Source organism: Sinorhizobium sp. CCBAU 05631 (assembly GCF_002288505.1).
GTDB classification, from domain to species: Bacteria; Pseudomonadota; Alphaproteobacteria; order Rhizobiales; family Rhizobiaceae; genus Sinorhizobium; species Sinorhizobium fredii_C.
In genome coordinates, this window is the sequence record NZ_CP023063.1 from 3,942,335 (window position 1) to 3,967,042 (window position 24,708).

25 protein-coding genes and 1 pseudogene are annotated in these 24,708 nt (G+C 64.7%); 7 read left to right on the plus strand and 19 right to left on the minus strand.

What is annotated here, in order from left to right; genetic code table 11:
• Nucleotide 1: 1 nt before the first annotated feature.
• From SS05631_RS19075 to SS05631_RS19085, 3 genes are read left to right on the plus strand one after another with little or no spacing between them, the layout of a single operon-like run.
• Nucleotides 2–796, plus strand: coding sequence for a helix-turn-helix domain-containing protein (locus tag SS05631_RS19075; RefSeq protein ID WP_037421031.1), 795 nt, complete (start codon nt 2–4; stop codon nt 794–796).
• A gap of 52 nt (nt 797–848) precedes the next feature.
• On the plus strand, nt 849–2,432 hold the full coding sequence (gene xseA, locus SS05631_RS19080) for an exodeoxyribonuclease VII large subunit (RefSeq protein ID WP_037421027.1): 1,584 nt from the start codon (nt 849–851) through the stop codon (nt 2,430–2,432).
• Between the two features lie 10 nt (nt 2,433–2,442).
• A complete protein-coding gene (locus tag SS05631_RS19085) occupies nt 2,443–3,033 on the plus strand; it encodes an NAD(P)H-dependent oxidoreductase (protein ID WP_037421024.1) in 591 nt (196 codons plus the stop codon).
• A gap of 5 nt (nt 3,034–3,038) precedes the next feature.
• On the opposite strand, the gene SS05631_RS19090 is transcribed toward SS05631_RS19085, so the two are convergent.
• Nucleotides 3,039–3,536 (minus strand): MarR family transcriptional regulator, encoded by a 498-nt coding sequence (locus SS05631_RS19090; RefSeq protein ID WP_037421021.1) that lies wholly within the window; start codon nt 3,534–3,536, stop codon nt 3,039–3,041.
• 124 nt (nt 3,537–3,660) lie between these two features.
• Here SS05631_RS19090 and SS05631_RS19095 point away from each other — a divergent pair, with 124 nt between their 5' ends.
• Nucleotides 3,661–4,536 carry an EamA family transporter gene (locus SS05631_RS19095; protein ID WP_162109128.1) on the plus strand — a complete coding sequence of 292 codons (876 nt, stop codon included), beginning with the start codon at nt 3,661–3,663 and terminating at the stop codon, nt 4,534–4,536.
• Between the two features lie 145 nt (nt 4,537–4,681).
• Here SS05631_RS19095 and SS05631_RS19100 read toward each other — a convergent pair whose 3' ends face one another.
• Together SS05631_RS19100 and SS05631_RS19105 are read right to left on the minus strand one after the other, a co-directional pair.
• Nucleotides 4,682–5,938, minus strand: coding sequence for an aminopeptidase (locus SS05631_RS19100; RefSeq protein WP_037421016.1), 1,257 nt, complete (start codon nt 5,936–5,938; stop codon nt 4,682–4,684).
• Between the two features lie 82 nt (nt 5,939–6,020).
• A complete protein-coding gene (locus SS05631_RS19105) occupies nt 6,021–6,707 on the minus strand; it encodes a glutathione S-transferase family protein (protein ID WP_037421014.1) in 687 nt (228 codons plus the stop codon).
• An 84-nt stretch (nt 6,708–6,791) separates the two neighbouring features.
• On the opposite strand from SS05631_RS19105, the gene SS05631_RS19110 reads away from it, so the two are divergent.
• The gene (locus tag SS05631_RS19110) at nt 6,792–7,232 is read left to right on the plus strand and encodes a helix-turn-helix domain-containing protein (RefSeq protein ID WP_037421012.1); all 441 of its coding nucleotides are present in this window, start codon (nt 6,792–6,794) and stop codon (nt 7,230–7,232) included.
• Between the two features lie 5 nt (nt 7,233–7,237).
• On the opposite strand, the gene ybaK is transcribed toward SS05631_RS19110, so the two are convergent.
• The 4 genes from ybaK to tatA form a co-directional block, all read right to left on the minus strand.
• Nucleotides 7,238–7,711 (minus strand): Cys-tRNA(Pro) deacylase, encoded by a 474-nt coding sequence (gene ybaK, locus SS05631_RS19115; protein ID WP_037421010.1) that lies wholly within the window; start codon nt 7,709–7,711, stop codon nt 7,238–7,240.
• A gap of 5 nt (nt 7,712–7,716) precedes the next feature.
• Nucleotides 7,717–8,067: an ArsC family reductase gene (locus tag SS05631_RS19120; RefSeq protein WP_037421007.1), complete on the minus strand. Its 351-nt coding sequence runs from the start codon at nt 8,065–8,067 to the stop codon at nt 7,717–7,719.
• 78 nt (nt 8,068–8,145) lie between these two features.
• The gene (locus tag SS05631_RS19125; protein WP_037421004.1) at nt 8,146–8,775 is read right to left on the minus strand and encodes a YitT family protein; all 630 of its coding nucleotides are present in this window, start codon (nt 8,773–8,775) and stop codon (nt 8,146–8,148) included.
• A 13-nt stretch (nt 8,776–8,788) separates the two neighbouring features.
• Nucleotides 8,789–9,958, minus strand: coding sequence for a tyrosine aminotransferase (gene tatA / locus SS05631_RS19130; protein ID WP_037421002.1), 1,170 nt, complete (start codon nt 9,956–9,958; stop codon nt 8,789–8,791).
• A 205-nt stretch (nt 9,959–10,163) separates the two neighbouring features.
• Here tatA and SS05631_RS19135 point away from each other — a divergent pair, with 205 nt between their 5' ends.
• Entirely contained in the window at nt 10,164–10,634 is a 471-nt protein-coding gene (locus tag SS05631_RS19135; RefSeq protein ID WP_037421085.1) for an Lrp/AsnC family transcriptional regulator, read from the plus strand.
• 42 nt (nt 10,635–10,676) lie between these two features.
• Here the strand turns inward: SS05631_RS19135 and SS05631_RS19140 are convergent, their stop codons facing one another.
• The 5 genes and pseudogenes from SS05631_RS19140 to SS05631_RS19160 form a co-directional block, all read right to left on the minus strand.
• On the minus strand, nt 10,677–11,738 hold the full coding sequence (locus SS05631_RS19140; protein WP_037421082.1) for a succinylglutamate desuccinylase/aspartoacylase family protein: 1,062 nt from the start codon (nt 11,736–11,738) through the stop codon (nt 10,677–10,679).
• Nucleotides 11,739–11,823: 85 nt separating this feature from the next.
• Nucleotides 11,824–12,075, minus strand: a pseudogene (locus tag SS05631_RS19145) (hypothetical protein); the annotation flags it as partial.
• A 227-nt stretch (nt 12,076–12,302) separates the two neighbouring features.
• The gene (gene guaA / locus SS05631_RS19150) at nt 12,303–13,865 is read right to left on the minus strand and encodes a glutamine-hydrolyzing GMP synthase (protein ID WP_037420999.1); all 1,563 of its coding nucleotides are present in this window, start codon (nt 13,863–13,865) and stop codon (nt 12,303–12,305) included.
• 106 nt (nt 13,866–13,971) lie between these two features.
• Complete coding sequence (locus tag SS05631_RS19155; RefSeq protein ID WP_037420996.1) at nt 13,972–14,610, minus strand: 5'-methylthioadenosine/S-adenosylhomocysteine nucleosidase; 639 nt, start codon at nt 14,608–14,610, stop codon at nt 13,972–13,974.
• Nucleotides 14,607–14,993, minus strand: a complete 387-nt coding sequence (locus tag SS05631_RS19160; RefSeq protein ID WP_234819746.1) for a PaaI family thioesterase — start codon at nt 14,991–14,993, stop codon at nt 14,607–14,609. Before SS05631_RS19160 ends, SS05631_RS19155 begins: the two co-directional genes overlap by 4 nt.
• Before the next feature lie 220 nt (nt 14,994–15,213).
• Here SS05631_RS19160 and SS05631_RS19165 point away from each other — a divergent pair, with 220 nt between their 5' ends.
• Nucleotides 15,214–15,768: a GNAT family N-acetyltransferase gene (locus SS05631_RS19165; protein WP_037421078.1), complete on the plus strand. Its 555-nt coding sequence runs from the start codon at nt 15,214–15,216 to the stop codon at nt 15,766–15,768.
• A 12-nt stretch (nt 15,769–15,780) separates the two neighbouring features.
• On the opposite strand, the gene SS05631_RS19170 is transcribed toward SS05631_RS19165, so the two are convergent.
• The 7 genes from SS05631_RS19170 to SS05631_RS19210 form a co-directional block, all read right to left on the minus strand.
• Nucleotides 15,781–16,869, minus strand: a complete 1,089-nt coding sequence (locus SS05631_RS19170) for a DUF1513 domain-containing protein (protein ID WP_037420993.1) — start codon at nt 16,867–16,869, stop codon at nt 15,781–15,783.
• 236 nt (nt 16,870–17,105) lie between these two features.
• Complete coding sequence (locus SS05631_RS19180) at nt 17,106–18,095, minus strand: magnesium transporter CorA family protein (protein ID WP_037420990.1); 990 nt, start codon at nt 18,093–18,095, stop codon at nt 17,106–17,108.
• A 307-nt stretch (nt 18,096–18,402) separates the two neighbouring features.
• Nucleotides 18,403–19,527, minus strand: coding sequence for an imelysin family protein (locus SS05631_RS19190; RefSeq protein ID WP_037420987.1), 1,125 nt, complete (start codon nt 19,525–19,527; stop codon nt 18,403–18,405).
• Nucleotides 19,527–21,281: a di-heme oxidoredictase family protein gene (locus SS05631_RS19195; RefSeq protein WP_083854121.1), complete on the minus strand. Its 1,755-nt coding sequence runs from the start codon at nt 21,279–21,281 to the stop codon at nt 19,527–19,529. The genes SS05631_RS19190 and SS05631_RS19195 overlap by 1 nt, the downstream gene beginning before the upstream one ends.
• 48 nt (nt 21,282–21,329) lie before the next feature.
• Nucleotides 21,330–22,610, minus strand: a complete 1,281-nt coding sequence (locus SS05631_RS19200) for an imelysin family protein (protein WP_037420985.1) — start codon at nt 22,608–22,610, stop codon at nt 21,330–21,332.
• 207 nt (nt 22,611–22,817) lie between these two features.
• The gene (locus SS05631_RS19205) at nt 22,818–24,107 is read right to left on the minus strand and encodes an RsmB/NOP family class I SAM-dependent RNA methyltransferase (protein WP_037420983.1); all 1,290 of its coding nucleotides are present in this window, start codon (nt 24,105–24,107) and stop codon (nt 22,818–22,820) included.
• Nucleotides 24,108–24,239: 132 nt separating this feature from the next.
• A complete protein-coding gene (locus SS05631_RS19210; protein ID WP_037420980.1) occupies nt 24,240–24,614 on the minus strand; it encodes a septal ring lytic transglycosylase RlpA family protein in 375 nt (124 codons plus the stop codon).
• Between the last annotated feature and the right edge of the window lie 94 nt (nt 24,615–24,708).

The window sequence follows — 24,708 nt, forward strand, 5'->3', positions numbered from 1 at the left end:
CATGGGATTCGGCAGTCAGTTAAAGGAATGGCGTGGTCACCGCCGCATGAGCCAGCTGGATCTCGCGACCGCGGCGGGTATTTCCACCCGGCATCTTTCCTTTCTCGAAACCGGGCGTTCGCGGCCGACCGAGGGCATGATCCTCCGGCTTGCGTCGGTGCTCGATATTCCGGCGCGCGACCAAGGCTCGCTCTTTTCCGCGGCCGGCTATCGGCCGCGCATGGCGACGCGTCCGGCCTCCGGTCTCGATGCCATGCCGGCCGCAATCGCCGGCGCGATCCGTTTGATGCTGGACCGGCACGACCCTTATCCGGGCCTCGTCCTCGATCATCAGTACAGCGTGCTAATGGCCAATCCGGCCTTTGCAGCGCTTGCCGCGGTCGCCGATGCGCCGTTCGGGCCGGGGGAGAATTTCCTCGACGCCTTCCTGGGCGCCGAGAGCGTCCGTACCCTCGTCGTGAATTGGGAGGCGGCAGCCGCGGACCTTGTCCAGCGGGTTCGGACGGAGGCCTGGCTGCAGGGGCCGCGCAGTCCGCTGCAGCGCCGGCTCGACCGGCTCACTGCCGATCCGGCGGTCGTCAAGGCGCTCGACAGCTATCCCGCGACGGATCGTTTGCCCGTGCTGCCGATCGAACTGAGAGTCGGCGATACGGAACTGCGCTTCATCACGACGCTGTCGACCTTCGGTTCGACCCAGGATGCGCTGGTGGAGGGCGTGCTGATCGAATCCTTCTTTCCGGCGGACGACGCGACGCGACGCTTTTTCGAGAAGGTCACCTCGCCCGAAAAACAGTAGAAAGGCGCCACGGAGTGCTGATCTTCGTCGCCCGGTCGGCTACAAAGGGCTCATGACGTCGTTCTTCGAATCCGATTCTCCGTCCAATGTCGCCGAATATTCGGTGTCGGAGCTGTCCGGCTCGATCAAGCGCACGCTCGAGCAGGCCTTCGAGCATGTGCGGGTGCGCGGGGAGATTTCCGGCTATCGCGGGCCGCATTCCTCCGGCCACGCCTATTTCGCGCTGAAGGACGATCGTGCCCGGATGGAGGCGGTGATCTGGAAGGGCACCTTCGCGCGGCTGAAATTCCGGCCGGAGGAGGGGATGGAAGTGATCGCGACCGGCCGGGTCACGACCTTCCCCGGCTCGTCGAAATACCAGATCGTCATCGACTCGCTCGAACCCGCCGGTGCCGGCGCGCTCATGGCGATGATCGAGGAGCGCAAGCGCAAGCTCGCGGCAGAGGGACTGTTCGATGCGGCACGGAAGCGGCCGCTGCCCTTCATGCCAAAGGTGATCGGCGTCGTCACCTCGCCGACAGGCGCCGTCATCCGCGACATCCTGCACCGGATTGCCGATCGCTTCCCGGTCCATGTCGTCGTCTGGCCGGTGCGTGTCCAGGGTGACGGGGCGTGCGACGAGATCGAGGCGGCGATCCGCGGCTTCAACGCGCTCGAGATTGGCGGCGCCATTCCGCGACCGGACGTGCTGATCGTCGCGCGCGGCGGCGGCAGCCTCGAGGATCTCTGGTGCTTCAACGACGAGGCGGTGGTGCGCGCGGCGGCGGCCTCCGCCATTCCGCTGATCTCAGCCGTCGGTCACGAAACCGATTGGACGCTGATCGACTACGCGGCCGACCAGCGGGCGCCGACTCCGACCGGTGCGGCCGAGATGGCGGTTCCGGTGAAGGCAGATCTCGAGGCGCAGACCGCCAATCTTTCGGCTCGCCTGCAGGCGGCCGCCACACGGCAGATGGATCACCGCCGCCACGCGCTGCGGGCGCTCGCCCGGGCGCTGCCGTCGCTCGATCAGTTGCTCGCCCTGCCAAGGAGACGCTTCGACGAGGCGGCCGCCGGGCTTGGCCGCGGTCTGCAGATGAACACCGCCAACAAGCGCCGCAGCTTCGAGCGCATCGCGGCCCATTTGCGACCCGAACTCCTGACGACGAAGATCCGCGAGCAACGCCGGCATCTTCTGGAGGCAATGAACAAGGCCGAGCGCTGCGTGGAGCGCCAGCTCGACCGTCGGCAGGCGCGCGTTTCCGCCGCCGATGCGTCGCTTCGCGCGCTGCCGTCGCGGATCGTCAGCCAGCTCCACCGCGCGTCGGACCGTGTCTCGGGCTTGAGCGCGCGCGCCGATGGAGCCATGGCCGCGGAAATGCGCCGGCTGAAGGGCGCGCTCGCGGCGCAGGACCGGGTGCTGCAATCGTTGTCCTATCGCAACGTCCTGCAGCGCGGTTTTGCATTGGTGCGTGATGCGGCGGGCGAACCGGTGAAGCAGGCGGCGGCAGTGACGGAGGGCATGGCGCTGTCGCTCGAATTCGCCGACGGCCGGGTCTCGGCCGTAGCGGGCGAGGGCGGCTCGCCGGCGGCGCCGGCGCCGAAGAAACGATCGGCCCGGACGGCCGAGCCGACAAAGCAGGGCAGCCTGTTCTGAGAGGGTGGCGATGCGAATTCTGATGGTGCTCGCCCACCCGCTCGAGGACAGCTTTGCGGCGAGCGTCGCGCGCGCCGCCAAGGAGACCCTGGAAAGCCGCGGCAACACCGTCGATCTGCTCGATCTCTATCGCGAAGGTTTCGAGCCGTGCCTGAGCGCTGCCGAGCGCGTCAGCTATTTCTCCCAGCGTTATGATGCCTCCGAAGTTGCCGGCTGGATCGGGCGGCTGCAGGCGGCCGACGGGCTGATGCTCGTCTTTCCACAATGGTGGTTCAATTTTCCGGCGATCCTGAAAGGCTTCTTCGACCGGGTCTTCGCTCCAGGTGTCGCCTTCGATCATGATCTAGCGGGCGGACGCATCATCCCGCGGCTCACCAACATTAAGCTCTTTTGCGCTCTGACGACCACCGGCTCGCCCTGGTGGGTCGTCCATCTCTATATGGGCAACCCGGTTCGCCGCCTGCTGAAGCGCGGCATCGCCGCCTTCTGCAGCAAGGATGTCAGGTTCCGCATGGTCAGCCTTCACGATATGGATCGGGCGACTGAGGCGAAGCGCAAGCGCCATATCGAGCGCGTCCGCGCCCTGATGAGCCGGATCTGATCAGCTCATTCGAAGGTCGCGAGGAATTTCCGGAGCAGCGCGTCGAGCGCCTCCCGTTCCTTGGGCTCAAGGCCCGCGATCAGGCGCTGCTGGTTGGCGACGTGCGCCGCCGCCGCTGCATCGATGCGCTTCAAGCCGTTCGGCGTCAACGCGATGATCACGCCGCGTCGGTCTTCGGGATTGTCCAGGCGCGCGACGAGGCCTGCTCTTTCGAGTTGGTCGATGCGGTTGGTCATGGTGCCGGAGGTCACCATTGTTGCCGCAAGCAGTTCGCCGGGCGAAAGTTGAAACGGCGGACCGGAACGGCGGAGCGTCGCCAGCACGTCGAAGCTTGCCGAGGTGAGATCGTATTCGGCAAAGACTGCCTCCTGCTCCCGGGCGATATGGGCCCTGAGCCTCCCCAAGCGTCCGAGGAGACCCATGGCGGCGACGTCCAGTTCCGGCCGCTCCCGGCGCCACTGCGCCAGGATCCGATCCACGTGGTCCTTGTCGCTGTGTTTCATATGCACCCACGGCATGACAGGCGGAGCCGCTCCGCGCCTTCACCATGGCACTACTAAGTGGGTGTCTTGACGTCAAGATAAATTCCGCTACGGTTATCTTGATATCAAGTTACTTGAGGCAAAGATAATGAAGCAGAACCTCGACCTTGCCTTTACCGCCATAGCCCCGGCGATCTGGGGAAGCACCTATCTGGTTACCACCGAATTTCTGCCGGCCGGCTACCCGCTGACGGTGGCTATGCTGAGAGCGCTGCCGGCCGGCCTGCTGTTGCTGCTCGTCGTTCGGCAGATACCGAAGGGCATCTGGTGGCCGCGCAGCTTTCTGCTCGGCGCGCTGAACTTCTCGTTCTTCTGGGCGATGCTGTTCGTCTCGGCCTACCGCCTTCCGGGCGGCGTCGCCGCGACCGTCGGCGCCATCCAGCCGCTGATCGTCGTCATGCTGTCGCGTGTCGTGCTTGGTTCGCCGGTCAAGGCGCTGAGCGTCATTGCCGGCATCGCCGGCATTGCCGGGGTGGCGCTGCTGGTGCTGACGCCCGGGGCTGCACTCGATCCGCTGGGCGTCGCGGCCGGTCTTGCCGGCGCGGTCTCCATGGCCTTCGGGACGGTGCTGAGCCGGCATTGGGCGCCGCCGGTCTCGCCGCTGACCTTCACCGCCTGGCAATTGGCGGCCGGCGGGCTTCTCCTCGTGCCCGTGGCATTATTCTTCGAACCCTCGCTGCCACCGCTCACCGCCTCCCATTTGATGGGATTCGCCTATCTCGGCCTGATCGGCGCCGCCTTCACCTATCTTCTATGGTTCCGCGGATTGTCACGACTGGAGCCGTCCCAGGTCTCGCCGCTCGGCTTCCTGAGCCCCGTGGTGGCGATCCTGCTTGGCTGGGGCGTGCTTGGGCAGCAGGTGACGGCGGTGCAAGCGATCGGGATCGCCGTCGTGTTCGCCAGTGTATGGATGAGTCAGCAGGCGCAGATGGTGCGGCGTGCCGGGTCCCTTAGGACATAGCAATCGAATTATGCAGGGGCATCGCTGCGCTCAAATCCATCCTTCGATGGCTGGACATGTGAGCCGAGGCACCCGGCTACACCCCCCTCTGCACGGCAGGGCAGAGGGGGGTGTAGCCGGGTGCCAGCGCAAGACTTACATAGACTCAAGCCCACTCGCCCTGGCGCATGACGGGCACGCGGCCGCCATCGGCGCGCACGCCTTCGATGTCGACCTTGCCGGAGCCGATCATCCAGTCGATATGGATCAGGCTCGAATTGCCGCCTTGGGCGCGGATCTGTTCCTCGCTGAGGCTGGCGCCGTCGAGGAAGCACTTCGAGTAGCACTGGCCGAGCGCGATGTGGCAGGAGGCGTTCTCGTCGAAGAGCGTGTTGTAGAAGAGGATGCCGGAGGCCGAGATCGGCGAGGAATGCGGCACCAGCGCCACTTCGCCGAGCCGGCGGGCGCCGTCATCGGTGTCGAGCACCTTCTTCAGCACTTCCTCGCCCCGGGATGCCTTGGCCTCGACGATGCGGCCGCCCTCGAAGCGGACCTGGATGTTGTCGATCAGCGTGCCCTGATGCGACAGAGGCTTTGTGCTCGACACATGCCCCTCGACGCGCAAGGCATGCGGCGTCGTGAAGACCTCCTCGGTCGGAATGTTCGGGTTGCAGGTGATGCCGTTCTTCGCGCTGGAAGCGCCGCCGTGCCATTCGTGGCCGTCGGCGAGGCCGACCGTCAGGTCGGTGCCTGGGCCGGTGAAATGCAGCGCGGAGAAGCGCTCCTCGTTCAGCCAGGCCGAACGCCGGCGGAGATTGGCGTTGTGCTCCGCCCAGGCGGCGATCGGGTCGTCGGCGTCGACGCGGGAGGCGGCGAAGATGGCGCTTGCCAGCTTCTCGACGGCGATCGCCTCCGGATCGTCCGGAAACACCTGCTTCGCCCAGGAGGGATTCGGATAGGAGACGATGTTCCAGTTGATGTCGAAATTGGAGATCTTTTCGAGCGCCGGCTTGTAGGCGATCGAGTTCGCCTTGTTGGCGCGGGCGACCTTTTGCGGGTCCTCGGACGCAAGCAGCATCGGATTGTCGCCGGCGATCGCCAGACGCGCCGCGCCGCCGGCAAAGGCCTTCGCCATGCCCTCGTAGAGCCAGTCGCTGGCCCGGTCGAAGCTCTCGTCCGGCGCATGGGCGTAGCGGGCAAGCGTCGCCTCCTCGTCGGCATAGAAGGTCGTTACCAGCCCGGCGCCGGCCATATAGGCATGCCTGGTGATGAGACGCACCAGCGGCAGCGCGGCGATCGGCGCGGTCATCACCAGGTCCTGGCCGCGCTGCAATTGCAGGCCGACCTTGATGGCGACCTCGGCAAGCTTGTCGAGCTTGGCAGGGTCGACGGGATTTCTGGCCGACTGGAGGGGGGCGTTCATGGCAGCTCCTTCTCGGATGTTATGCGGATACGCCCGTTTTAGACCGCTTCCCGCAAAAACAGAAGGCTCCGTGTTCCACCAATCAGGCGGCGATCCTTGCCGTTTTCAGCAATGCCGCGTCGTGCTTCTCGAGGAACGCCATCAGCCGCTCGGCGTAATCGGCGGTCACTGCCGCCCTGACGCTCGGCCGCTCGGCCAGTGCCTTGCGCCAGGCGCCGACGCGCGGCAGACCATCGAAGATGCCGTGCTCCGCAATTAAGTCGAACAGGTCGAAATAGCGGAAAATCGGCGCGAAGACGGCATCGACAAGGCTGAAATCGGCGCCCGCGAAATAGGGGCCGTCGCCGAGCTCCGCTTCGACCGTCGCGAACTTGGCCTTGAGGGCATTGCCCTTTGCGCCGAGCGTGTCGGCGTCCTGCGTGGTCTCGTAGACCCAGAGATCGGAAAGGATGGAGGAGCCGAACTCCATCCAGCCGCGGTGCCGTGCCCTCGCCAGCGGATCTGCCAGGTGGAGTTTCGCGCCCGGCTGAGTTTCTTCGAGATATTCGCAGATGACCGTGCTTTCGAAGAGGACCGCCCCGCCCCTGTCTTGCGGAATGCGCAGCAGAGGCACTTTGCCGAGCGGCGAGATCTTCAGGAACCAATCTGGCTTGTTCGCGAGGTCGATATAGACGCGCTCGAACGGCACGCCTTTTTCGGCAAGCGCAATCGCGGCGCGCTGCACATAGGGGCAGAGATGATGGCTGATCAGGGTCAGTGACGCGGTCATGGGAGCCTCCGCTGGTGAGAGAAGTATATGCAGTTGCATATATCTCGACTTGCCAACTGCGTCAAGATAGATGTAATTGCATGTATGAAAGGGATAGCCGGGCCGACATCAGCGACCACCGACGCATGGATAGGGCTCATGCGGGCGCAGCAGCGCGTTCTTGCGGCCATCGAAAAGGAGTTTAAGGCGGCAGGGCTCCCTCCGCTTTCCTGGTACGATGTGCTCTGGGAACTGGTGAAGGTCGAAGCAGGCAGACTACGCCCATTCGAGATCGAGGCCCGGACGCTGCTTGCCCAATACAATCTTTCCCGTCTGATCGATCGGCTGGAAAAGGAAGGATTGGTGCGCCGCGAATCCTATGACGAGGATGCGCGCGGTTGCTGGGTCACCGTCACCGAAGCGGGGAGGACGATGCGGGCTCGCATGTGGGAGACCTATTCGCAGTCGATCGAGACGCATGTCGGCACGAAGCTTAGTGAGCAAGAGGCCCAGGCGCTTGCCGCGCTGCTTTCAAGACTCTCCTGACCTCGTCAGGCGACTAACGGCGCGCCGATCGCCTTGAGCACCGCCTGCGCGTCCTTGGGCGCAAGCCGCACCTGCAGCCCGCGCTGGCCGCCGTTGATATAGACCAGCGCCTCGCCGAATGCCGCTTCCTCGATTGCCGTCGGCACGAGCTTCTTCTGGCCGAAGGGGCTGATGCCGCCGACATGGTAGCCGGTGAACCGCTCGGCGTCGGCCGGTTTCATCATGTTCGCCGACTTGCCGCCGAAGGCGGCGGCGAGCTTTTTCATGCTGACTTCCCGGTCGGAGGGCACGATGCAGCAGACCGGCTTGCCGTCCACCTCCGCCATCAGCGTCTTCAACACGCGCGACGGCTCCTCGCCGAGCGCCTCCGCCGCCTGCAGCCCGACGCGCTCGGCGCCCGGATCGTACTCGTAGCTGTGCACCGTGAAGGAGACGCCGGCCATAGTGAGCGTCTGAGTGGCGCGGGTCGTTTTGGACATCGCTCTTATGCGCCGAATTCCGCTTCGTAGAGCTCGGCCTTGAAGCCGACGACGAGCTTGCCGTCGGCTTCCAGCACCGGCCGCTTGATCATCGACGGCTGCTTGAGCATTAGCGCGATCGCCTTTTCGGCGGTGAGATCCTGCCTCTCCGCCTCCGGCAAATTGCGAAAGGTCATGCCCTGGCGATTGAGAACCGTTTCCCAGCCGAGCTCCGCGCACCAGCGCTCGAGGTGAGCGCGGTCGATGCCCTCGGCCTTGTAGTCGTGGAACCGGTAGGTCGTGCCGCGGCCGTCGAGCCAGCCGCGCGCCTTCTTCATCGTGTCGCAGTTCTTGATGCCGTAGATCGTGACCGTCATTGCTCAAACCTCTTCCGCCGCATTCGGGATCACACATAGCCGCGCGCGGCGGCGGAGAAAAGTCCGGAAGCGGCGATCTCAGGTCACGCCGACATAGCGCCCGGGCCTGTGATTGATCGCCAGCATCATATTGACGACGGTTGCACCGAGGACCGACAGCATCAGATTGGCGGGCGGCAGCACGAAATAAGCGGCGGCCAGGATCGCGAGGTCGACCGCCAGTTGGAAGTAGCCGGCCCGGATGCCGCTCTTTTCCTGCAGGTAGATCGCCAGGATGTTGATGCCGCCGAGGCCGGTTCGATGGCGGAAGAGCACCAGCAGCCCCATCCCCATCAGCCCGCCGCCGACGACCGCCGCATAGATAGGGTCGAGCCGGGCGAACTCGACCCATTGCGTCGTAAGCCTGGAGAAGAGCGAGACGAGGCTGACCGCGAGGAAAGTCCGCAGCATGAAAAGCCAGCCGAGACGTTTCACCGCCAGGATGTAGAAGGGCAGGTTGACGAGCGAGAACACCAGCCAAAAGCTGGTGCCGGTCGCATATTGCAGGAGCAGCGCCAGCCCGGCAGTGCTGCCGGTCAAGAGCACCGCCTTGCTGTAGATCACCACCCCAAGGGAGACGATGAGCGTGCCGGTCAGAATGGCGAGCACGTCCTCGTATAGTTTGTGGCGTTCGACCGGGGCGTCGACCGCTTCGCTGTCGGCTGTCATTCCGGCGATCCGATCAGAGGCTGGTGAATTTCTGGATGACACCGGCGACCTCCGCCGTCTTCAGCCCGGCAATATTGATGCGCCCCGAGCCCGGCATGTAGATGCCGTGCTCGGTCCTGAGCCGCATCACCTCCGCTTCGGTGAGCGGCAGCATCGAGAACATCCCTTCCTGGCCGGCGATCGCGCCCAAGCTCTGCCAGCGGCTCCTGAGGCCTTCGGCGAGCATTCTGCGGATGCCGGTCATGCGCAGCCGCATGCCTTCCAATTCCTCGGCCCAGTCGCGGGCAAGTTCGGGATCGGCAAGGATCGTGCGGACGACCGCCGCGCCATGGTCCGGCGGCATGGAATAGCTGGTGCGGGCAAGGCCGGCGAGATTGGAACGCACCGTATCGGCGGCCGAGGCCGAGGGGGTGACGCCGAAGATCGCGCCGGTGCGCTCGCGATAGAGCCCGAAGGACTTCGAGCAGGAAACCGCGACGAGCGCTTCCGGAACGACGGTCAAGAGGTGCCTGAGCCCGGCCACGTCCTGTTCAAGGCCGCGCCCAAAACCCTGATAGGCGAGGTCGACGAGCGGCAGCAGGCCGCGCTCGGCAACGAGCGCCGCGATCTCCAGCCATTGGGGTTCGGTCACGACGCCGCCTGTCGGGTTGTGGCAGCTCGCATGCAAGAGCACCGCGTCGCCGGCGGCAGCACCTTCGAGCGCGCTGACGAGATTGTCGAAGGTCACGGACTGCGACGGAATGTCGAAAAAATCATAGGTGGCGATCTCAAGTCCCGCCGCCTTGAAGATCGGCGCATGGTTCGGCCAGCTCGGCAGGCCGAGCCAGATCTTCCGGCCGCCCATGCGATGGATCAGGTCGGCGGCAAGCCGCAATGCGCCGGAGCCGCCGGGCGTCTGCACGCCCGCCACATGGCTGAGCTCGACCGTCTCGCCGCCGACGAGGGCCCAGAGGTGGTCGAGGAACACCAGATCTCCCTCGGGGCCGACATAGGCTTTCGTCTCCTGCGTCTCGAGCAGCCGCCTTTCCGCCGCCTTGACGGCGCGGAAGATCGGCGTGCGGCCGGTCTCGTCGCGATAGACGCCGACGCCAAGATCCACCTTGCCGGGGCGTTCGTCCTTGCGGAACAGGCCGATCAGGGCCAGCAACGGATCGTCGGGTTGGCGGGCGAGGGCGTCGAACATGCTGGAGATCCTTGGAGCTGTGACCGGTCGATAGTCGTCTTGAGTTTGTTCAAAGGCAAGCCGCATCAGGGCTTTGACGGATCCTCTGTAAGATAAGCATGGCGCAAAATCGACGACATATTTGTCTGATTTCGCTAATGCTGGCGCGTGCTTTTGCGGTATACTGGGCATCAACTGCATCCCATTTGCGAAAAACTCGGGAATGATGGAAATCGAACGAACGGAGCTGGATGCGACCGACCGGCGGATCATCAGGCTGCTGATCGAAGATGCGTCGCAGAGCAACAACGAACTCGCCGCCAAGGTGGGGCTGTCGCCGGCGCCGCTGTCGCGGCGGCTGGCGCGTCTCTACGCGACCGGCGTCATCCGCCAGACGGTCGTCGTCGACCCGAAGGCACTCGGCATCGGCTTCCACGCCTTTGTCGAGGTGACGCTGGAACGCACCGCCAGCAAGGTCGGGCAGCGCTTCATCGAACTGGTGTCGCGCATCCCGGAAGTGGTCGAGTGCCATACGGTCGCCGGCGATTTCGACTTCCTGCTGAAGATCGCGGTGCGCGACGTAGCGGATTACAAACGCCTGCTCTGGAGCGAGTTCGAGCAGATCGCCGAAATCAAGACGCTGCGCTCGACGATCCTGCTCGACAGCCCGAAGCTGCAGGGTGGTTCGACGCCTTAGGAGCGGCCGGATCGTCCGGCTGAGGAAATGCCTGCGTGTGGGTCACGCCTCCAGCGTCCCCGGCCTGCGCCGAGCCCGCGACGGCCCGGGGCAGGCAATCTTCATCAGGTCAGATCGGCAGCGGGCGAAGCGGGTGGAGACGCGGGTGACGATCAAGCCGTCCTGCGGCGCCCGAACCTCGATCGCTCCATCCAGCATGCCGGGCCTGGCGAGGATCGTCGCGAGCAGGTCCCCGGCTTTGACCTGTTCGCCGGCGTCCCGGTGAAAGAGGATCGCCCCGGCTGCTGGCGCGCGAATCATCTCGATATTGTCGAGCGGCGCCACCACGCCGCCAAAGCTCGGGAGAGGATCGTTGTCCGCCGCGACGCCGCCGCGTGCGGCGAGAAACCGATAGACGCCGTCGGCATCCTTGCCGGCCAGGTCAGGATAGACATCGCGCGTGCCGCGCAGTTCCACGGTCACCGAAAGCCGGCGGGGCAGCGAGGTCTTCCTTTCGCCGGCGCTCCCGTATTTCCAGGCATAGGCAACGGCCTCCTCGAAGGCGGAGCTTTCCCCGTCGGAGATGAGCACCGCCCGCATGTCGAGTGCGGCGGCGAGGTCCGCGGCCTCCGGCCAGAAGGCCTCGTCGATATAGGCGTATTGCAGTCCTTCGTCGTCGCAATGGAGGTCGAGCACTAGGTCGCAGCCGAGTGCCATGTGCAGCAGATGTCGCTTCAGCCGGTCGACCGCCGAATACCGTTCGAGATTCTCGGTGAGGCCGGCGCGATCGCCAAGCCGGATCAGCGGAAAGTCGCGGTTGAAATTGCTGCGGGTGCCGAGATCGAAGCGGCCCTGCAGCTCGCCGAAATGCGCTTGCGCAGCGCCGATCGGGTTCGCCTGGGGAAGGACGGTGATGTCGCCGAGGATCATGCCTTCCCTCTCGGCCTGGCGCAGTCGGTCCAGGAGAAAATGAAGCAGTGCCGTGCCCGGCAGTTCGTTGGCGTGGAGGGCGGCCTGAATATAGCTCCGCGGTGCCCCGGCTCTGGTTCCAGTGAACCGGAACACCGGCAGACGCCACTCGACGCCCGGCGTATCACCGGCGATGATGATCTCGGAAACTTCCACTTTGCCGTCCTCAATGGTTCGGGCCATACCCGCGCAAGTCGTTATTTGCATGAGCCTCGCCATGCAAGCCGATTGACTGGCCGGATCAATCCTGATCGACCGTGGGCAGGTCGAGCGCGGAGCGCAGCACTCCCTTTCCCCGCTCATAGAGCATCGCATAGCGTGCCGGCTTCAACAGGTCGGCACGGCGGCGTAAATCCCGCGACGACCTTGTTGAAGGGGATTGCGCCGCAGCCTGGCGCAAGGCATCGAATTTGCCTTTGGGACACTGGCTGAACTTGCGGAGGCGCCCGAGATAACGGTTGCTTCCCGGTTCGAACAGGAAGCCATCGACTTTCCATGTCCATCCTTGCCTTGGCATGGTGCTCCCATCGCTGAAGTTTGATGGTGCAAGTAGCCTATATCGGAGTTGCTCTGAAGCAACCGCCGCACCGCCTTATCCTCAGCGAACATTCCTGGTGTTGTCGATTTGAGGACGTGAACATCAGCGCCATGCATCTGAAGAGACGGATGGCGCTGCAGACCCCACAAAACCTTTGCTGGGCGAAGCTGGAGGACTGAGCCTCACTCCCACTCGATCGTGCCCGGCGGCTTCGAGGTCACATCGTAGACGACGCGGTTGATGCCGCGCACCTCGTTGATGATGCGGGTCGCGGCGCGGCCCAAGAATTCCATGTCGTAGTGGTAGAAGTCGGCGGTCATGCCGTCGACCGAGGTGACGGCGCGCAGCGCGCAGACGAATTCGTAGGTGCGCCCGTCGCCCATGACGCCGACCGTCTGCACCGGCAGCAGCACGGCGAAGGCCTGCCAGATGGCATCGTAAAGGCCCGCCTTGCGGATCTCGTCGAGATAGATTGCGTCCGCCTCGCGCAGGATTTCGAGCTTTTCGCGGGTGATGCCGCCCGGGCAGCGGATGGCAAGGCCGGGGCCGGGGAAGGGATGGCGGCCGATGAAGCTGTCCGGCAGTCCGAGTTCGCGGCCGAGCACGCGCACCTCGTCCTTGAAGAGTTCGCGCAGCGGCTCGACGAGCTGCATGTTCATGCGCTCCGGCAGGCCGCCGACATTGTGGTGCGACTTGATCGTCACCGATGGGCCGCCGGTGAAGGAAACGCTTTCGATCACGTCAGGATAAAGCGTGCCCTGGGCGAGGAAATCGGCGCCGCCGAGCTTCTTCGCCTCTTCCTCGAAGACCTCGATGAACAGCCGCCCGATGATCTTGCGCTTGGTTTCCGGATCGCTGACGCCCGTAAGTTCGCCGATGAAGCGGTCGGAGGCATCGATATGGAGGAGGTGCAGGTTGTAATGCTCTTGGAACATGGCGACGACGTTGGCCGCCTCGTCCTTGCGCATCAGGCCGTGGTCGACGAGGATGCAGGTGAGCTGGTCGCCGACCGCCTCATGGATGAGGAGGGCCGCAACGGAGGAATCGACGCCGCCCGAAAGCGCGCAGATCACCTTCTTGTCGCCGACCTGCTCACGGATCGCCTCGACCGCCTTGGCGCGATAGGCCGACATCGTCCAGTCGCCCTTGATGCCGGCGATCTTGTGGACGAAGTTGGAGATGAGCTTGGCGCCGTCGGGCGTATGCACCACTTCCGGATGGAATTGCACGGCGTAATATTTGCGCTTCTCGTCGGCGATGAAGGCGAAGGGGGCGTTGGACGAGGTCGCCACCACCTCGAAGCCCTCGGGCAGTGCTGTCACCCGGTCGCCATGCGACATCCATACCTGGTGGCGCGAGCCGAGCGACCAGAGTCCGTCAAAGAGGGCGCAATCCTTCTCGACTTCGAGGAAGGCGCGGCCGAATTCGCGGTGATGGCCGCTTTCCACCTTGCCGCCGAGCTGGGCGCACATGGTCTGCTGGCCGTAGCAGATGCCGAAGACCGGCAGGCCGCTTTCGAAGATCACCGACGGCGCGCGCGGCGAGCCGATCTCGAGCGTCGAGGCCGGGCTGCCGGACAGGATCACCGCCTTCGGGTTCAGGCGCCTGAAGCCCTCTTCGGCCGACTGGAACGGCACGATTTCGCAATAGACGCCGGCCTCGCGTACGCGCCGGGCGATGAGCTGCGTCACCTGGCTGCCGAAATCGACGATCAGGACGGTGTCGGGATGGGCTGTCTGGGTCATGGCGGGCCTTCAGGCAAGCTTGAACATGGCGAGCCTTTAATGAAAGGCCGCCCTTGGCGCAACGATTTCATTGCACCCCGACAATTTAGGACCTGCTGCAGAACCGTCAGAGCCGGATTTGGCCCGTGTCGAGCGCCTTTTCCAGCCGGTCCACCGCGTCTGCCAGCTTCTCGTCGATGACGTGCAGATATTCCGTCCAGTCGTCGACATGCTTCAGCTCCGCCTTGCCGTCCGATATGCCGCGCAGCCCGATCAGCGGCACGTCGAAGGCCTGGCAGGCGCGCAGGACGGCATAGGTCTCCATCTCGACCATGTCGGCGTCGATCTCGTCATAGGCCTTGCCGGAGACGATACCGGCGCCGGTCGAAAGCCGCGCCTCCTTCACGCCCGGGACCCGATGCGGCAGCTTGACGACGGCGGGCAGATCGAGAAAGGGCGTCGCGCCCTTCTCGAAGCCGAGCGGCGAGGCGTCCATGTCGCGATAGCCGACCGAGGCCGCCTGGTAGATTTCCGTCTGTTCGAGCGTGGCGGAACCGGCGGAGCCGAGCGAGACGACGAGATCCGGCAGCCTGCCTGCGGCCTTGAGCTCGCAAAGCGCCTTGGTCAGGCCGACGGCCGCTTCGACCGGGCCGACGCCGGTCATCAGCGGCCTGATCCGGTGCTTGAGGCAGGGGCCGTATTCCAGGTCGACGGCCATCACGTAGAGGATGTTCTTGCCGGCGACCGGCTTCAACTCGAAACTCATCCCTCGATCCCCTCGCGGCCGCGCACCACCATCATCGTTCCGGTCATCGAGGCGATTAGCTTTGCCGGTCCGTCGGATCGGACGGCATAGGCCTTGCCGTCCGAGACAATGATCGTCGTGCCGGGCTTCGTCACCTCGCCGCGGAAGAGAAAACGCTCGCCGCGGCCGGGCGAAAGGAGATTGACCTTGAACTCGATGGTCAGCAGCGATGCGTCGGGATCGATGAGCGAATAGCCCGCATAGGTGCCGGCGGCATCGAGCGCTGCCGAGATCACCCCGGCATGCAGCAGCCCGTGCTGCTGCGTCAGCTTGAGATCGAACGGCAATTCGATCTCCACCGTGCCCTGCTCGACGCGGGTAAGTTCCGCGCCGATCGTGCGCATGGCGGCCTGGCGGTCGAAACTCTCCCGGATGCGGGCGCGGAAATCGTGCGGCTCGCTGTCGTGCCTCAATTCAAAAAGCCCCTTGCTGAAACGGACTGGGATGCCCGATCGCGCCGACAGTTGCATGCGTCGCGACCGAGGACAAGCGCAATCGTCCGCACGGCGCGAACGCGGTGCCGACGGACTTTCGGGACGCAGGCCGCATCCATATATCATCCTGATGAGGAACTTCAGGCGCATAGAGATCCGCCCTGCCGTACCGGACGACGTGATGATGATCGCGTCGGTGCTGGTGAGCACCTGGCGCGCGACCTTCCGCGGGATCATTTCCGATGCCTATCTCGACGCCATGAAGGTCGAGGACCAGGCGATCGGCCATGCGCGGCGAATGCGAATACCGGGCGCCTTCCTCCTGGTCGCCGTCGATCTCTCGGAAGATCGAGTGGTCGGTTTTGCGAATTACGGTCGGGCGCGGTCCATGCCGCCGGCCTTCGACCGGGAACTCTACGAGCTTTATCTTCTGCCGGAGTTCCATGGCGCGGGCATTGGTGCGGCGCTGGTGCGCACGGTCGCGGCCCACTGCCGGGAGCTGCAGGCCTCGTCGCTCTTCGCCTGGGTGCTGAAGGGCAATCCGAACCGGGCCTTCTACGAGCGGCTCGGCGCGCGGGCGGTGGGAGAGGGCCGGGTCAGCGTCGGCCGCGAGAGCCTCGAGCAGATCGCCTATCGCTGGGATGACCTGGTCAAGCTTTCCGGTGCGGGAAATGTCGCGACCTGATTTAGAAGCGTCCTAATCCTTGTCGAGCCCGACGATGTGCTGGTCCCAGGCGACGGCACTCTTCTGACCCTTGAACCGGCCATCATAAGACGAGACGGCGAAGCCGGGTCTCGCGGCGGCAACGCCCGCCGCATCCACGACCCGTTCCTCCTTCAAGACCGCGCCCGTTTTCCCATCGAGCGTCACGGCGACATTGCCCTTCGGCGACGTGAGCGCGACAAGGTCCTCGCGGCGGTTGATGGCAATGGCGCCGACATAATTGGCGAGGGCGGCGGTCGTGCGCTCGGGGAGGGGGATAAAACTCAGCTCCTCCCCCTTTTTGAAATGCCCGACCAGCGGCGGCAGGTCGTCGCGCGCGCCCTCGTACTGGCAGGCAAACCAGATCCTGCCGTCGGCGCCGATGTCGACGTGGCGGGTGGAAAGCTGCTTGAGCTCCGGCGGCAGGCCGTGTTTCTCGATGAGCGCGCCGGTCGCCGTATCGACCAGTGCGAGGCTCGGTTCCATGTGATCGAGATTGAGCTTGGTGCGGCCGAAATCCGGATGGGTCTCGATCCCGCCATTGGCGATTGCGAGCGTCCGGCCGTCGGCGGTCAGCATCATGTCGTGCGGACCGATGCCATAGGTGGGGAATTCGCCTGTGCGGATGAAGCCGCGCGTCCCGTCGTAAACGCCGATCATGCCGCGATTGGCGGAGAAATGGTTCTCTGTGGCGTAGAGCAGCCGCCCGTCGGCGGAGAAGCAGCCGTGGCCAAAGAAGTGGCGGCCTTCGGCGGCGGAGATGACGACCGGCTCGGCGGTGCCGTCGGTCGCGAGGATCATGGCATAGGTTCCGGGCCGGCGCGCAAAGGCGACGGCGCGGCGGGTCGCCGGCGAGAAGGCCATGCCATGCGCCCGCGCCGGCAGTAGCGTCCGTTCGACGATCTCTCCCTCCTCCGTCAGCGTCGCCACGCCATAGCTGCCGTCCGGCGCCATGAAGGCCGAGGCGAAGACGGCATCCGCCCGCTCGAGCGCGAAGGCCCCGCTTGGGGCGAGCGTGGCCATCCAGGCGGCGCCGGCCATTTTGACGAAGCTGCGTCGATCGATAAGGGTTTTGGTGCTCATGCGTTTTTCCGCGTGGCCGACGACAGTGAACGTCTCTCGGCGGAGAGGCGATCCTGCAGCGCAACCCCTCCCCAACCCCTCCCCACAAGGGGGAGGGATTTACAATGCCGCGACCGATTCGGCCGCTTAGAGCGGATCCGCGAGTTCGGATGTCGCAGATGGCGCTCGGCGGGCCGCGGCGGGCAAGCCCCTCCCCCTTGTGGGGAGGGGTTGGGGAGGGGTCTCGACTGCGTCATCTACAACCAGCCCCTGCGCTTGAAATAGAGATACGGCAACAGGGCGGACATGACCATCAGCACCAGTGCATAGGGATAACCCAAGTGCCAGTGCAGTTCCGGTATCGCGTCGAAGTTCATGCCATAGACCGAGGCGACCAGTGTCGGCGGCAGGAACACGACGGAGGCGACCGAGAAGATCTTGATGATCTGGTTCTGCTCGAGATTGATCAGCCCCAGCGTCGCGTCGAGCAGGAAGTTGATCTTGTTCGACAGGAACAGCGCGTGGTCGCCGAGCGAGGCGGCGTCGCGCTGGATCAGCTTGATCCGCTGCCGACTCTCCTTGGCGGCCTTGCGTGCCGCGCTCCCTTCCACCGCGACGTGATAGGCGACGAGCCTGCCGATGCTGACAAGGCTTTCGCGGATGGTCGTCAGCAGGTCGCCCTTCTGGCCGATCTGCTCGATCAGCGACTGCAGGTCGCGCGTCTTCTTGGTGGCGCTGGCATGCGACTTGCGGAAGACCTCGCGAGAAATCGCGTCGACCTCGTTGCCGGCCCGCTCCAGCGCGTCGGCAATCCGGTCGATCATCGCCTCGAGCAGACCCAGCATGACCAGTTCGCCCGTCTCGCAGACGGCACCATTCGGCTTCTGGATGCGCGTTGCATAGAGCTGGAACGGCTTCGGGTCGGCGTGGCGCACCGAGACGAGCGTCGCGCCCTTCAGCACGAAGGTCACCGGCACCTTGGCGGGGTAGTCGCTGTCGAGCTTGGCGGTCGCGGTCATGGTCATGAATTCCGCGCCGTCCTCCTGGTAGAGCCGGTCGGACAGCTCGATTTCCTGCATCTCGTCGCGGGTCGGAATGGCGATGCCGAGATGCTCCTCGACGAAACGCGTCTCATCTGCGGAGGGGTTGAAGAGGTCGAACCAGGTCACCGGCTCCTGGAAGGCAGGACCGGCGGCACGATCGACGAGCACGAGATGGCCGTTCTGGCTTGTGTAGATGCGCAGCATTCTGGGCTCCATGGGCGAGGTCATCGGACCGCCCGGAGCCCTGATCAATCAGGTCCGCACGGCCGCAAGGAAGACTCGACTTCGACTGTCGGGGTTCATCTTGGGTTAGTCCTTCGTGGGTGAAGCATGCCCGCGAGACGGGCATGAAATGCGCTTTGCTCCCATATTCGCGGCTTGTCAACCGGAGGCTTTTTCACGCTACTGCATGTTTCCTTGAATCGTAGCCCATTCAAGGACAAAAACATGCAGTAATTCAAAGTGCTACAGCGTCCTTTGTGCGTCTGAAAGGACGCACGGCGCTGTAGTGTCAATCGCCGTCCGCGAAGGAAAACCCGGCCCCAAGCCCCATCGCGCCGCCGAAGTCGCGGTTCAGCCGGTCGAGGAGGTCGGCCGTGTTGAGAGTGATGAAGTCGAGCCGGGAACGCTGTTTCTGATCGGCAAGCACCGCGTCGAGCGGGCCGTCGACGCGTTCGGTCATGCCGATCAATGCTTTGAAAAGGAAATTTACCGACCCGGCGATAGAGCGGCTGTCGGCGGGAAGCAGGCTCTCCATTCCCGCAGCGTTGAACAGCGTCTGCAGGCCGCTGAGGTTGCCGGCGATCGACCTCATCGTATTGCCCGATCGCCAGTAGATGGCGAGCTTGGGGCGGCCCTCGTCAGCCTTGCCGTCGATCGCGCCGGCATAGAAGGGGCGCAGCCGCTGGTCCTTGATCATTTCGACGCTGTGCACGAGAACGCCGAGCAGTTCGGTTGCCGCTTCCCTGTTGTCGCGGAAGAGGGGATTGTCAGCGCTCGGCGACTTCCAGGCGGACTGGAGGCCCTCGGGCTTCTCCCAGGCGGCGAGCAACTCGCCGGCAATCGTCGTCAGGTTCTGCGCGATCGTCGTTCCGTAAAGGCAGCGAAAGTCACCTTCCGCGCCGGTCAGCGTCTCGGCTCCCGTGCCGTAGAGAACATATTCAAGTGCGCCGAGGCCCTGCACGGCGACGCTTTTCGTTTTCAGGCTTTCCGCCTGCGTCGCGCTCTCGTCGCGCTTGGCGAGAATAGCCTGTACCTGTTTCAGGCCGGTGCTCTTGCGATCCGGATAGAACAGGAAGCGCTCGAACCTGTTCTGTTCGAGGGCCGGTCCGAGGCGGATGATCTCGATCGTCGACCATCTTTGCACGACATCCGAAAAGGCCGCTCGCGTTTCCTCAAGTGCAGCGTCAGACGGCGTCGCACAAAGCGCGGCGCTTTTCTCGCCAAGTTCGCCCGTCGCCCGCCTCAGGTCGCGATAGCCGGGAATGATGAAGCCATCGACCGCCTTCGCCATCACGCCCGGCAGGGCGGCTTCGTCGAGAACGCGCGGCAAAAGCGCGTTGCCCTCCTGGGCCGCCGCGGGCGCGATCGCTGCAAGAAGCAGCAAGCCGAGGATCAGGGGAAGGCGCAGGCGCATCAGAGCGACTCCAGAAAGGAAAGCAGGGCGTTTCGGTCGTCCTTCGACATGGCGGCGAAGGCATCGCGGGCCTTTTCCGCCTCGCCGCCGTGCCAGAGGATGGCCTCGGTGAAATTCCGGGCACGCCCGTCATGCAGCAGGAACGTGTGGCCGCTGACGGTCTTCGTCAAGCCCAGCCCCCAAAGCGGCGGCGTGCGCCATTCGCGTCCGCTGGCAATTCCGACCTGCTGGCCGTCGGCGAGCCCGTCGCCCATGTCGTGCAGCAGGAAGTCGGAATAGGGCCAGATCAGCTGGAAGGCCAGCTCCTTGTGAGGCGCATCGCGCCGGGTCACGTATTTCGGCGTGTGGCAGACCGGACAGCCCGCTTCATAGAAAAGCCGTTTGCCCTCTAGCGTTTGCGGAAAGCTCGCCTTGCGCCGGGCCGGCACCGCGAGATTGGCGGAATAGAAGGTGACGAGGCCGAGCACCGGGTCGGGAGCCTCGACCGGACCGAGCCGCGCCTGGACACCGATCGGAAGCGTCAGGCAAGCGCCCTGCGCCTTGGTGCAGTCGCCATGGCCGCTGTCGAAGGCCGGCGTGGAAATGCCGATATCGACCGCAAAGGCGTCTGCTGCCTGTTGGCGAATGGTCGGATTCTGAGCCTTCCAGCCGAAGCGGCCGAGCGCGATCGTGCCACTGTCCCGATCCCGGGCGATTGCCGCCCGTCCGCTGACGCCGTCACCGTCCCGGTCGTCCGGGTCGGCTTTCGCAAGAATGTCTGCCTCATGGATCATCTCGATGAGGCCGAGCCCGATCATTGCCGGGGCGACGCGCGGCGACGGGGTCGTCATCGGGTCCATCGGGCCATAGCCGAGATCGGTGACTGCGTAATTGGGCTTTCGGAGATGGACGATCTCGCCATCCGCAAGCGGCACCGCTTCTTCCCGGTAGCTGACCTTGAGACGGCCTTCGGCGGCAAGCCCGGGCACGGCGCTGTCCTGCAACTGGGCGCCATAGACGGGGTCCGGGAAATTCAGTGCCTGGTGGTCAGCGATGAAGCGCCGTTCGGCTTCGTCGCGGGGCGGACGGGCGAGACGGTAGACCGTCGATGTCGAATCCACCCCCTCCGGCGGGCGGCCCCGCCCATCGCGCGGATGGCAGCTTTCGCAAGCGCGGGCGTTATAGAGAGGGCCGAGTCCATCGGAGGCTTGGGTCGAGGAGGGGGCGGAGACCCAGAGCTTTTCGAACAACGCCTTGCCGAGCTTGAAATTCTCTTCGTCTTCGAAGGGTAGGTTGGCCGAGAACTGCTGGAAGACCCTCTGGTCGATTGGCGCGATCGTCGTTGTGGCGCCCGCCGACATCGCCTCGAACTGTTCGGCCTTGGAAAAGTCCTGGGTGGGCCGGGTGACGGTTTCGACGCGTTCGAGATCCTGTCCGGAAAGGTCGTCGCGGGCCGGGAGGCACCCCCCTCTGCCCTGCCGGGCATCTCCCCCACAAGGGGGGAGATCGGTAAGCGCCGATGTTCCGCTCAACGAATTAGGCTGCGCGTGTTCGGTTGAATTCGACAGGTTCGGTATTTGCGCGTTGATGGGGCAGGGCTTTGCTTCCGGCCAATCTCCCCCCTTGTGGGGGAGATGCCCGGCAGGGCAGAGGGGGGTATCACCCTTCACCCCGGCGGCAGCGCCGAGGCCATCGCCTGTAGCCCAAGCCGCGGCGGCAACGCCGATAAGCGCGGCGAGCGGCAGCGCGAGGAAGCGGGCGGTCAGGACTTTCATCGGGCAAGAGCCGGGCCGCGCCCTGTCGGAACGGCCCGCCTTTTCAGCTTATTGGAAAACCGCGTTAGGATTATCCAGGCTATCCGAACCTTCAAGCTCGATCTTGCCGAGGTCGAGCGCCGCGATGACCCGTTCGACGGTCTTGGCCTGGGCAATCAGCCCGTCGATCGCGGCCTGGACGGTAGCGTTACCTTCCGCATTGTTTTCGCCGATCATCTGGTCGTAGGCCTCGACGGTCTCGGCCCGCTTTGCCATCGCCTGCATCTTCTCGACCGTCGTCGCGAGATTGGCCGTCATCTCCTTGTCGAGCGCGGCGTCCTTGGCGGCGACGAGCTTGGAAAGCGACGGGCCGGTGAGCTTCGTGCCGTCGATCCGGGTGTATTCGCCCGTATAGGCGGACTGGATGCCGATCGCGTCATGCAGGTGCGAATTGTGGGTGTTGTCCGAGAAGCAATCATGTTCCTCTTCCGGATCGTGCAGCAGCAGGCCGAGCTTCATGCGCTCGCCCGCAAGTTCGCCATAGGAGAGCGAGCCCATGCCGGTGAGGATCGCCGCGAGGCCGGCCTCGGGTTCGGCTTCCACCGCCTTGGCCGCGGCACCTTCCGGTGCCCAGTTGGCGACCATTTCCTTGAGATCGGAGACGAGCAGGTCGGTCGCCGCCTTCAGGTAGGCAGCGCGGCGGTCGCAATTGCCGTTGGTGCAGGCCTTGGTGTCGAAATCGGTATAGGCGCGCTTGCCAGCGCCCGGGCCGGTGCCGTTCAGGTCCTGGCCCCAGAGCAGGAATTCGATGGCGTGGTAGCCGGTCGCGACATTCGCCTCGATGCCGCCGGCTTCCTGCAGGGTGCCGGCCAGGAATTCCGGCGTGATGTTCGTCGCGTCGACGTCCTTGCCGTCGATCTTGATCGTCTTGTTGGCGATGACATTGGCGGTGAACAGCGCGTTCTCGTCGCTCTCAGTGCCGTAGCTCGGGTCGACATAGTCGATCAGGCCCTCGTCGAGCGGCCAGGCGTTCACCTTGCCTTCCCATTCATCGACAATCGCATTGCCGAAGCGGTAGACCTCTGTCTCCTGGTAGGGGTTGCGCGCCCTGAGCCAGGCCTCGCGCGCCGCCTTCAGCGTCTCCTCGTTGGGGCTGACGATCAGCGCATCGACGGCCTTGTCGAGGGCTTCGGCGGTCGTCAGCGCGTCCTCGTATTTGGCATGCGCGATCGCCGCATAATGCTTTACGACGGCGGCTGCGTCGGTCGCGGCGCTGGCCGGCTGCAGGGCCAGCACGGACGTGGCCGTCATGAGTGCCAGCGCGGCGGCGCGGGTGAAATTCTTGGTCATGACCCTCTCCTTCGCTTCTTGCAGACCGGCCGAGCAAAGCGGCTCGAGGCCGGTAAAGCGCTCATGTCATGAACCAAAAGCAAACTGGTGTCAAAGCGTATAGTTTAGAAGATTTTCAAATTTGCGACTTCCCCTTGCAGCGTTCGTCTCGGTACCTGTCGTTGCCCCATAACCGCTGCACGCTTGTGGGCGACATGCACTGGGCCGCTAGCTTTTCCTGCCCATCAGGCAAAAGAAAAACCCATCGGTTCCGGTTGAAGCGGGCGTCAGCGTGACGGTCTTCATATCGGCCGACCAGGGCTGTGGCTTGTCGGTACCGAACAGCGTCGCCCATGTTGCGGCGGCCGAGAGGATCTCGAACTCCGGATTGTCCTCGCAGAAGCCGTAGACCTGCGCTTCGTTTTCTTCCGGAAGCACGGAGCAGGTCACATAGATCAGGTGCCCGCCGGGGCGCACGAACTGGGCGGCGCCGGCAAGCGCCTCCTCCTGCTGGGCCAGTCGCTCCTCAAGGTTCTTCTGGGTCAGGCGCCACTTCGTGTCGGGCCGGCGCCGCCAGGTTCCGGTCCCCGTGCAGGGCGCGTCGACGAGCACCCGGTCGCAGCGGCCTGCAAGCGGGGTGAGCGCCTCCGCCGACTCGTGCACCTGGACATTGCGGGTGCCGGCGCGCTTCAGTCGCTCGATGATCGGCGCGAGACGCTTGCGGTCGGCGTCATAGGCATGCACCTGACCCTTGTTGTTCATCGCGGCGGAGATGGCGAGCGTCTTGCCGCCGCCGCCGGCGCAATAGTCGAGCACCTGCTCACCCTCGCGCGCAAAGACCAGGTCGGCGACGATCTGCGAGCCCTCGTCCTGAACCTCGAACCAGCCCTTCTGAAACGAGATTTCGGCGGTGACGTGCGGCAGGCGCGCGGCGCCCTCGCCGGCGGGGATGCGTATGCCGTGGCGGGCGATCGCCGACGGTTCGGCACCGCTGCGCTCCAATGCCTTCAAGACCTTGTCGCGGCTTGCCTTCAGCGTGTTGACGCGAAGGTCGAGGGTTGGCCGGCCGGCGAGCGCCCTGGCTTCGTCGAGCCAGTCGTCCGAGAAGTTTTCTTCGAAAGAGGCTTGCGTCCACTCAGGGACATCGCCCTGCACATGGAGCGGCGCGTCTTCGATACGGCGCTCGCGGAACGCCCTCATCATCTCTGCCGAGGGTGCCTGCGGGGCGAACTTGTCGTCGGAGAGTTCCGCCGCCAGCCTATCGGGCGTGAAGCCCCATTGGCGGTACATGACCGCGTGGCCGAGGGCGGCGGGGCCTTCGCTATCCATCAGATAGGCGTGGGAGAGCTTCATCCGGAGCGCGTCATAGACGATGTTGCCGATGGCGGCACGGTCGCCCGAGCCGGCAAAACGATGCGACAGGCCCCAGTCCTTGAGCGCGTCGGCAACCGGGCGCTTGCGCTTCTCGATATCGTCAAGAACGTCTATGGCTCCGGCGAGCCGTCCGCCCAATCGCATCTTCGATCAACTCCTTTTTCGCCGTGGTAGCGGCGATGGCACCGAAGAGCAAGTGAGCGGTCGCATTATGTGCGGGAGCGATCGCCCCGCGGAAGAGAACCGTCCAGCCTCAAGCCGGCGGCCTACGAACGATCAGGAATTGACGACCTGGTAGCAGATGCTGGCGGTGCCCGAGCGGACCATGCCGATCTGCGAGGCGGCCGCCTTGGAAAGATCGATGACCCGGCCGCGAATGAAGGGACCGCGGTCATTGATGCGCACGACGACGGACTTGCCGTTTCGCTTGTTGGTGACCTGGACCTTGGTGCCGAATTTCAAGCTTCGGTGCGCGGCCGTCAGGCGCGCGGCGTTCATGCGCTCGCCGGAGGCGGTTTTCGAGGTGAGGGCATACCAGGAGGCGCCACCGCAACCCGTTCCCTTTGCCTGGCTGTCGGATGCCGAGACGAGACCCATCCCGACGGCGAATAGCGCTGCGGCGGCAGCAGTCTTGATTTTCGCGGGCTTCAAGCGGTGACCCCTTCGGATTGAATGTTCGACTAGTTCCCTTTGCAGTTCGAGCTAATTAGGGCAAAACATGGCAAAAACGTGCTTCAACCGTTAA

Coding starts and splice junctions, on each gene's coding strand:
- SS05631_RS19075 (WP_037421031.1), top strand. CDS start 2: ATGGGATTCGGCAGTCAGTTAAAGGAATGGCGTGGTCACCGCCGCATG.
- xseA (WP_037421027.1), top strand. CDS start 849: ATGACGTCGTTCTTCGAATCCGATTCTCCGTCCAATGTCGCCGAATAT.
- SS05631_RS19085 (WP_037421024.1), top strand. CDS start 2,443: ATGCGAATTCTGATGGTGCTCGCCCACCCGCTCGAGGACAGCTTTGCG.
- SS05631_RS19090 (WP_037421021.1), bottom strand. CDS start 3,536: ATGAAACACAGCGACAAGGACCACGTGGATCGGATCCTGGCGCAGTGG.
- SS05631_RS19100 (WP_037421016.1), bottom strand. CDS start 5,938: ATGAACGCCCCCCTCCAGTCGGCCAGAAATCCCGTCGACCCTGCCAAG.
- SS05631_RS19105 (WP_037421014.1), bottom strand. CDS start 6,707: ATGACCGCGTCACTGACCCTGATCAGCCATCATCTCTGCCCCTATGTG.
- SS05631_RS19110 (WP_037421012.1), top strand. CDS start 6,792: ATGAAAGGGATAGCCGGGCCGACATCAGCGACCACCGACGCATGGATA.
- ybaK (WP_037421010.1), bottom strand. CDS start 7,711: ATGTCCAAAACGACCCGCGCCACTCAGACGCTCACTATGGCCGGCGTC.
- SS05631_RS19120 (WP_037421007.1), bottom strand. CDS start 8,067: ATGACGGTCACGATCTACGGCATCAAGAACTGCGACACGATGAAGAAG.
- SS05631_RS19125 (WP_037421004.1), bottom strand. CDS start 8,775: ATGACAGCCGACAGCGAAGCGGTCGACGCCCCGGTCGAACGCCACAAA.
- tatA (WP_037421002.1), bottom strand. CDS start 9,958: ATGTTCGACGCCCTCGCCCGCCAACCCGACGATCCGTTGCTGGCCCTG.
- SS05631_RS19135 (WP_037421085.1), top strand. CDS start 10,164: ATGGAAATCGAACGAACGGAGCTGGATGCGACCGACCGGCGGATCATC.
- guaA (WP_037420999.1), bottom strand. CDS start 13,865: ATGACCCAGACAGCCCATCCCGACACCGTCCTGATCGTCGATTTCGGC.
- SS05631_RS19155 (WP_037420996.1), bottom strand. CDS start 14,610: ATGAGTTTCGAGTTGAAGCCGGTCGCCGGCAAGAACATCCTCTACGTG.
- SS05631_RS19160 (WP_234819746.1), bottom strand. CDS start 14,993: ATGCGCACGATCGGCGCGGAACTTACCCGCGTCGAGCAGGGCACGGTG.
- SS05631_RS19165 (WP_037421078.1), top strand. CDS start 15,214: ATGAGGAACTTCAGGCGCATAGAGATCCGCCCTGCCGTACCGGACGAC.
- SS05631_RS19170 (WP_037420993.1), bottom strand. CDS start 16,869: ATGAGCACCAAAACCCTTATCGATCGACGCAGCTTCGTCAAAATGGCC.
- SS05631_RS19180 (WP_037420990.1), bottom strand. CDS start 18,095: ATGCTGCGCATCTACACAAGCCAGAACGGCCATCTCGTGCTCGTCGAT.
- SS05631_RS19190 (WP_037420987.1), bottom strand. CDS start 19,527: ATGCGCCTGCGCCTTCCCCTGATCCTCGGCTTGCTGCTTCTTGCAGCG.
- SS05631_RS19195 (WP_083854121.1), bottom strand. CDS start 21,281: ATGAAAGTCCTGACCGCCCGCTTCCTCGCGCTGCCGCTCGCCGCGCTT.
- SS05631_RS19200 (WP_037420985.1), bottom strand. CDS start 22,610: ATGACCAAGAATTTCACCCGCGCCGCCGCGCTGGCACTCATGACGGCC.
- SS05631_RS19205 (WP_037420983.1), bottom strand. CDS start 24,107: ATGCGATTGGGCGGACGGCTCGCCGGAGCCATAGACGTTCTTGACGAT.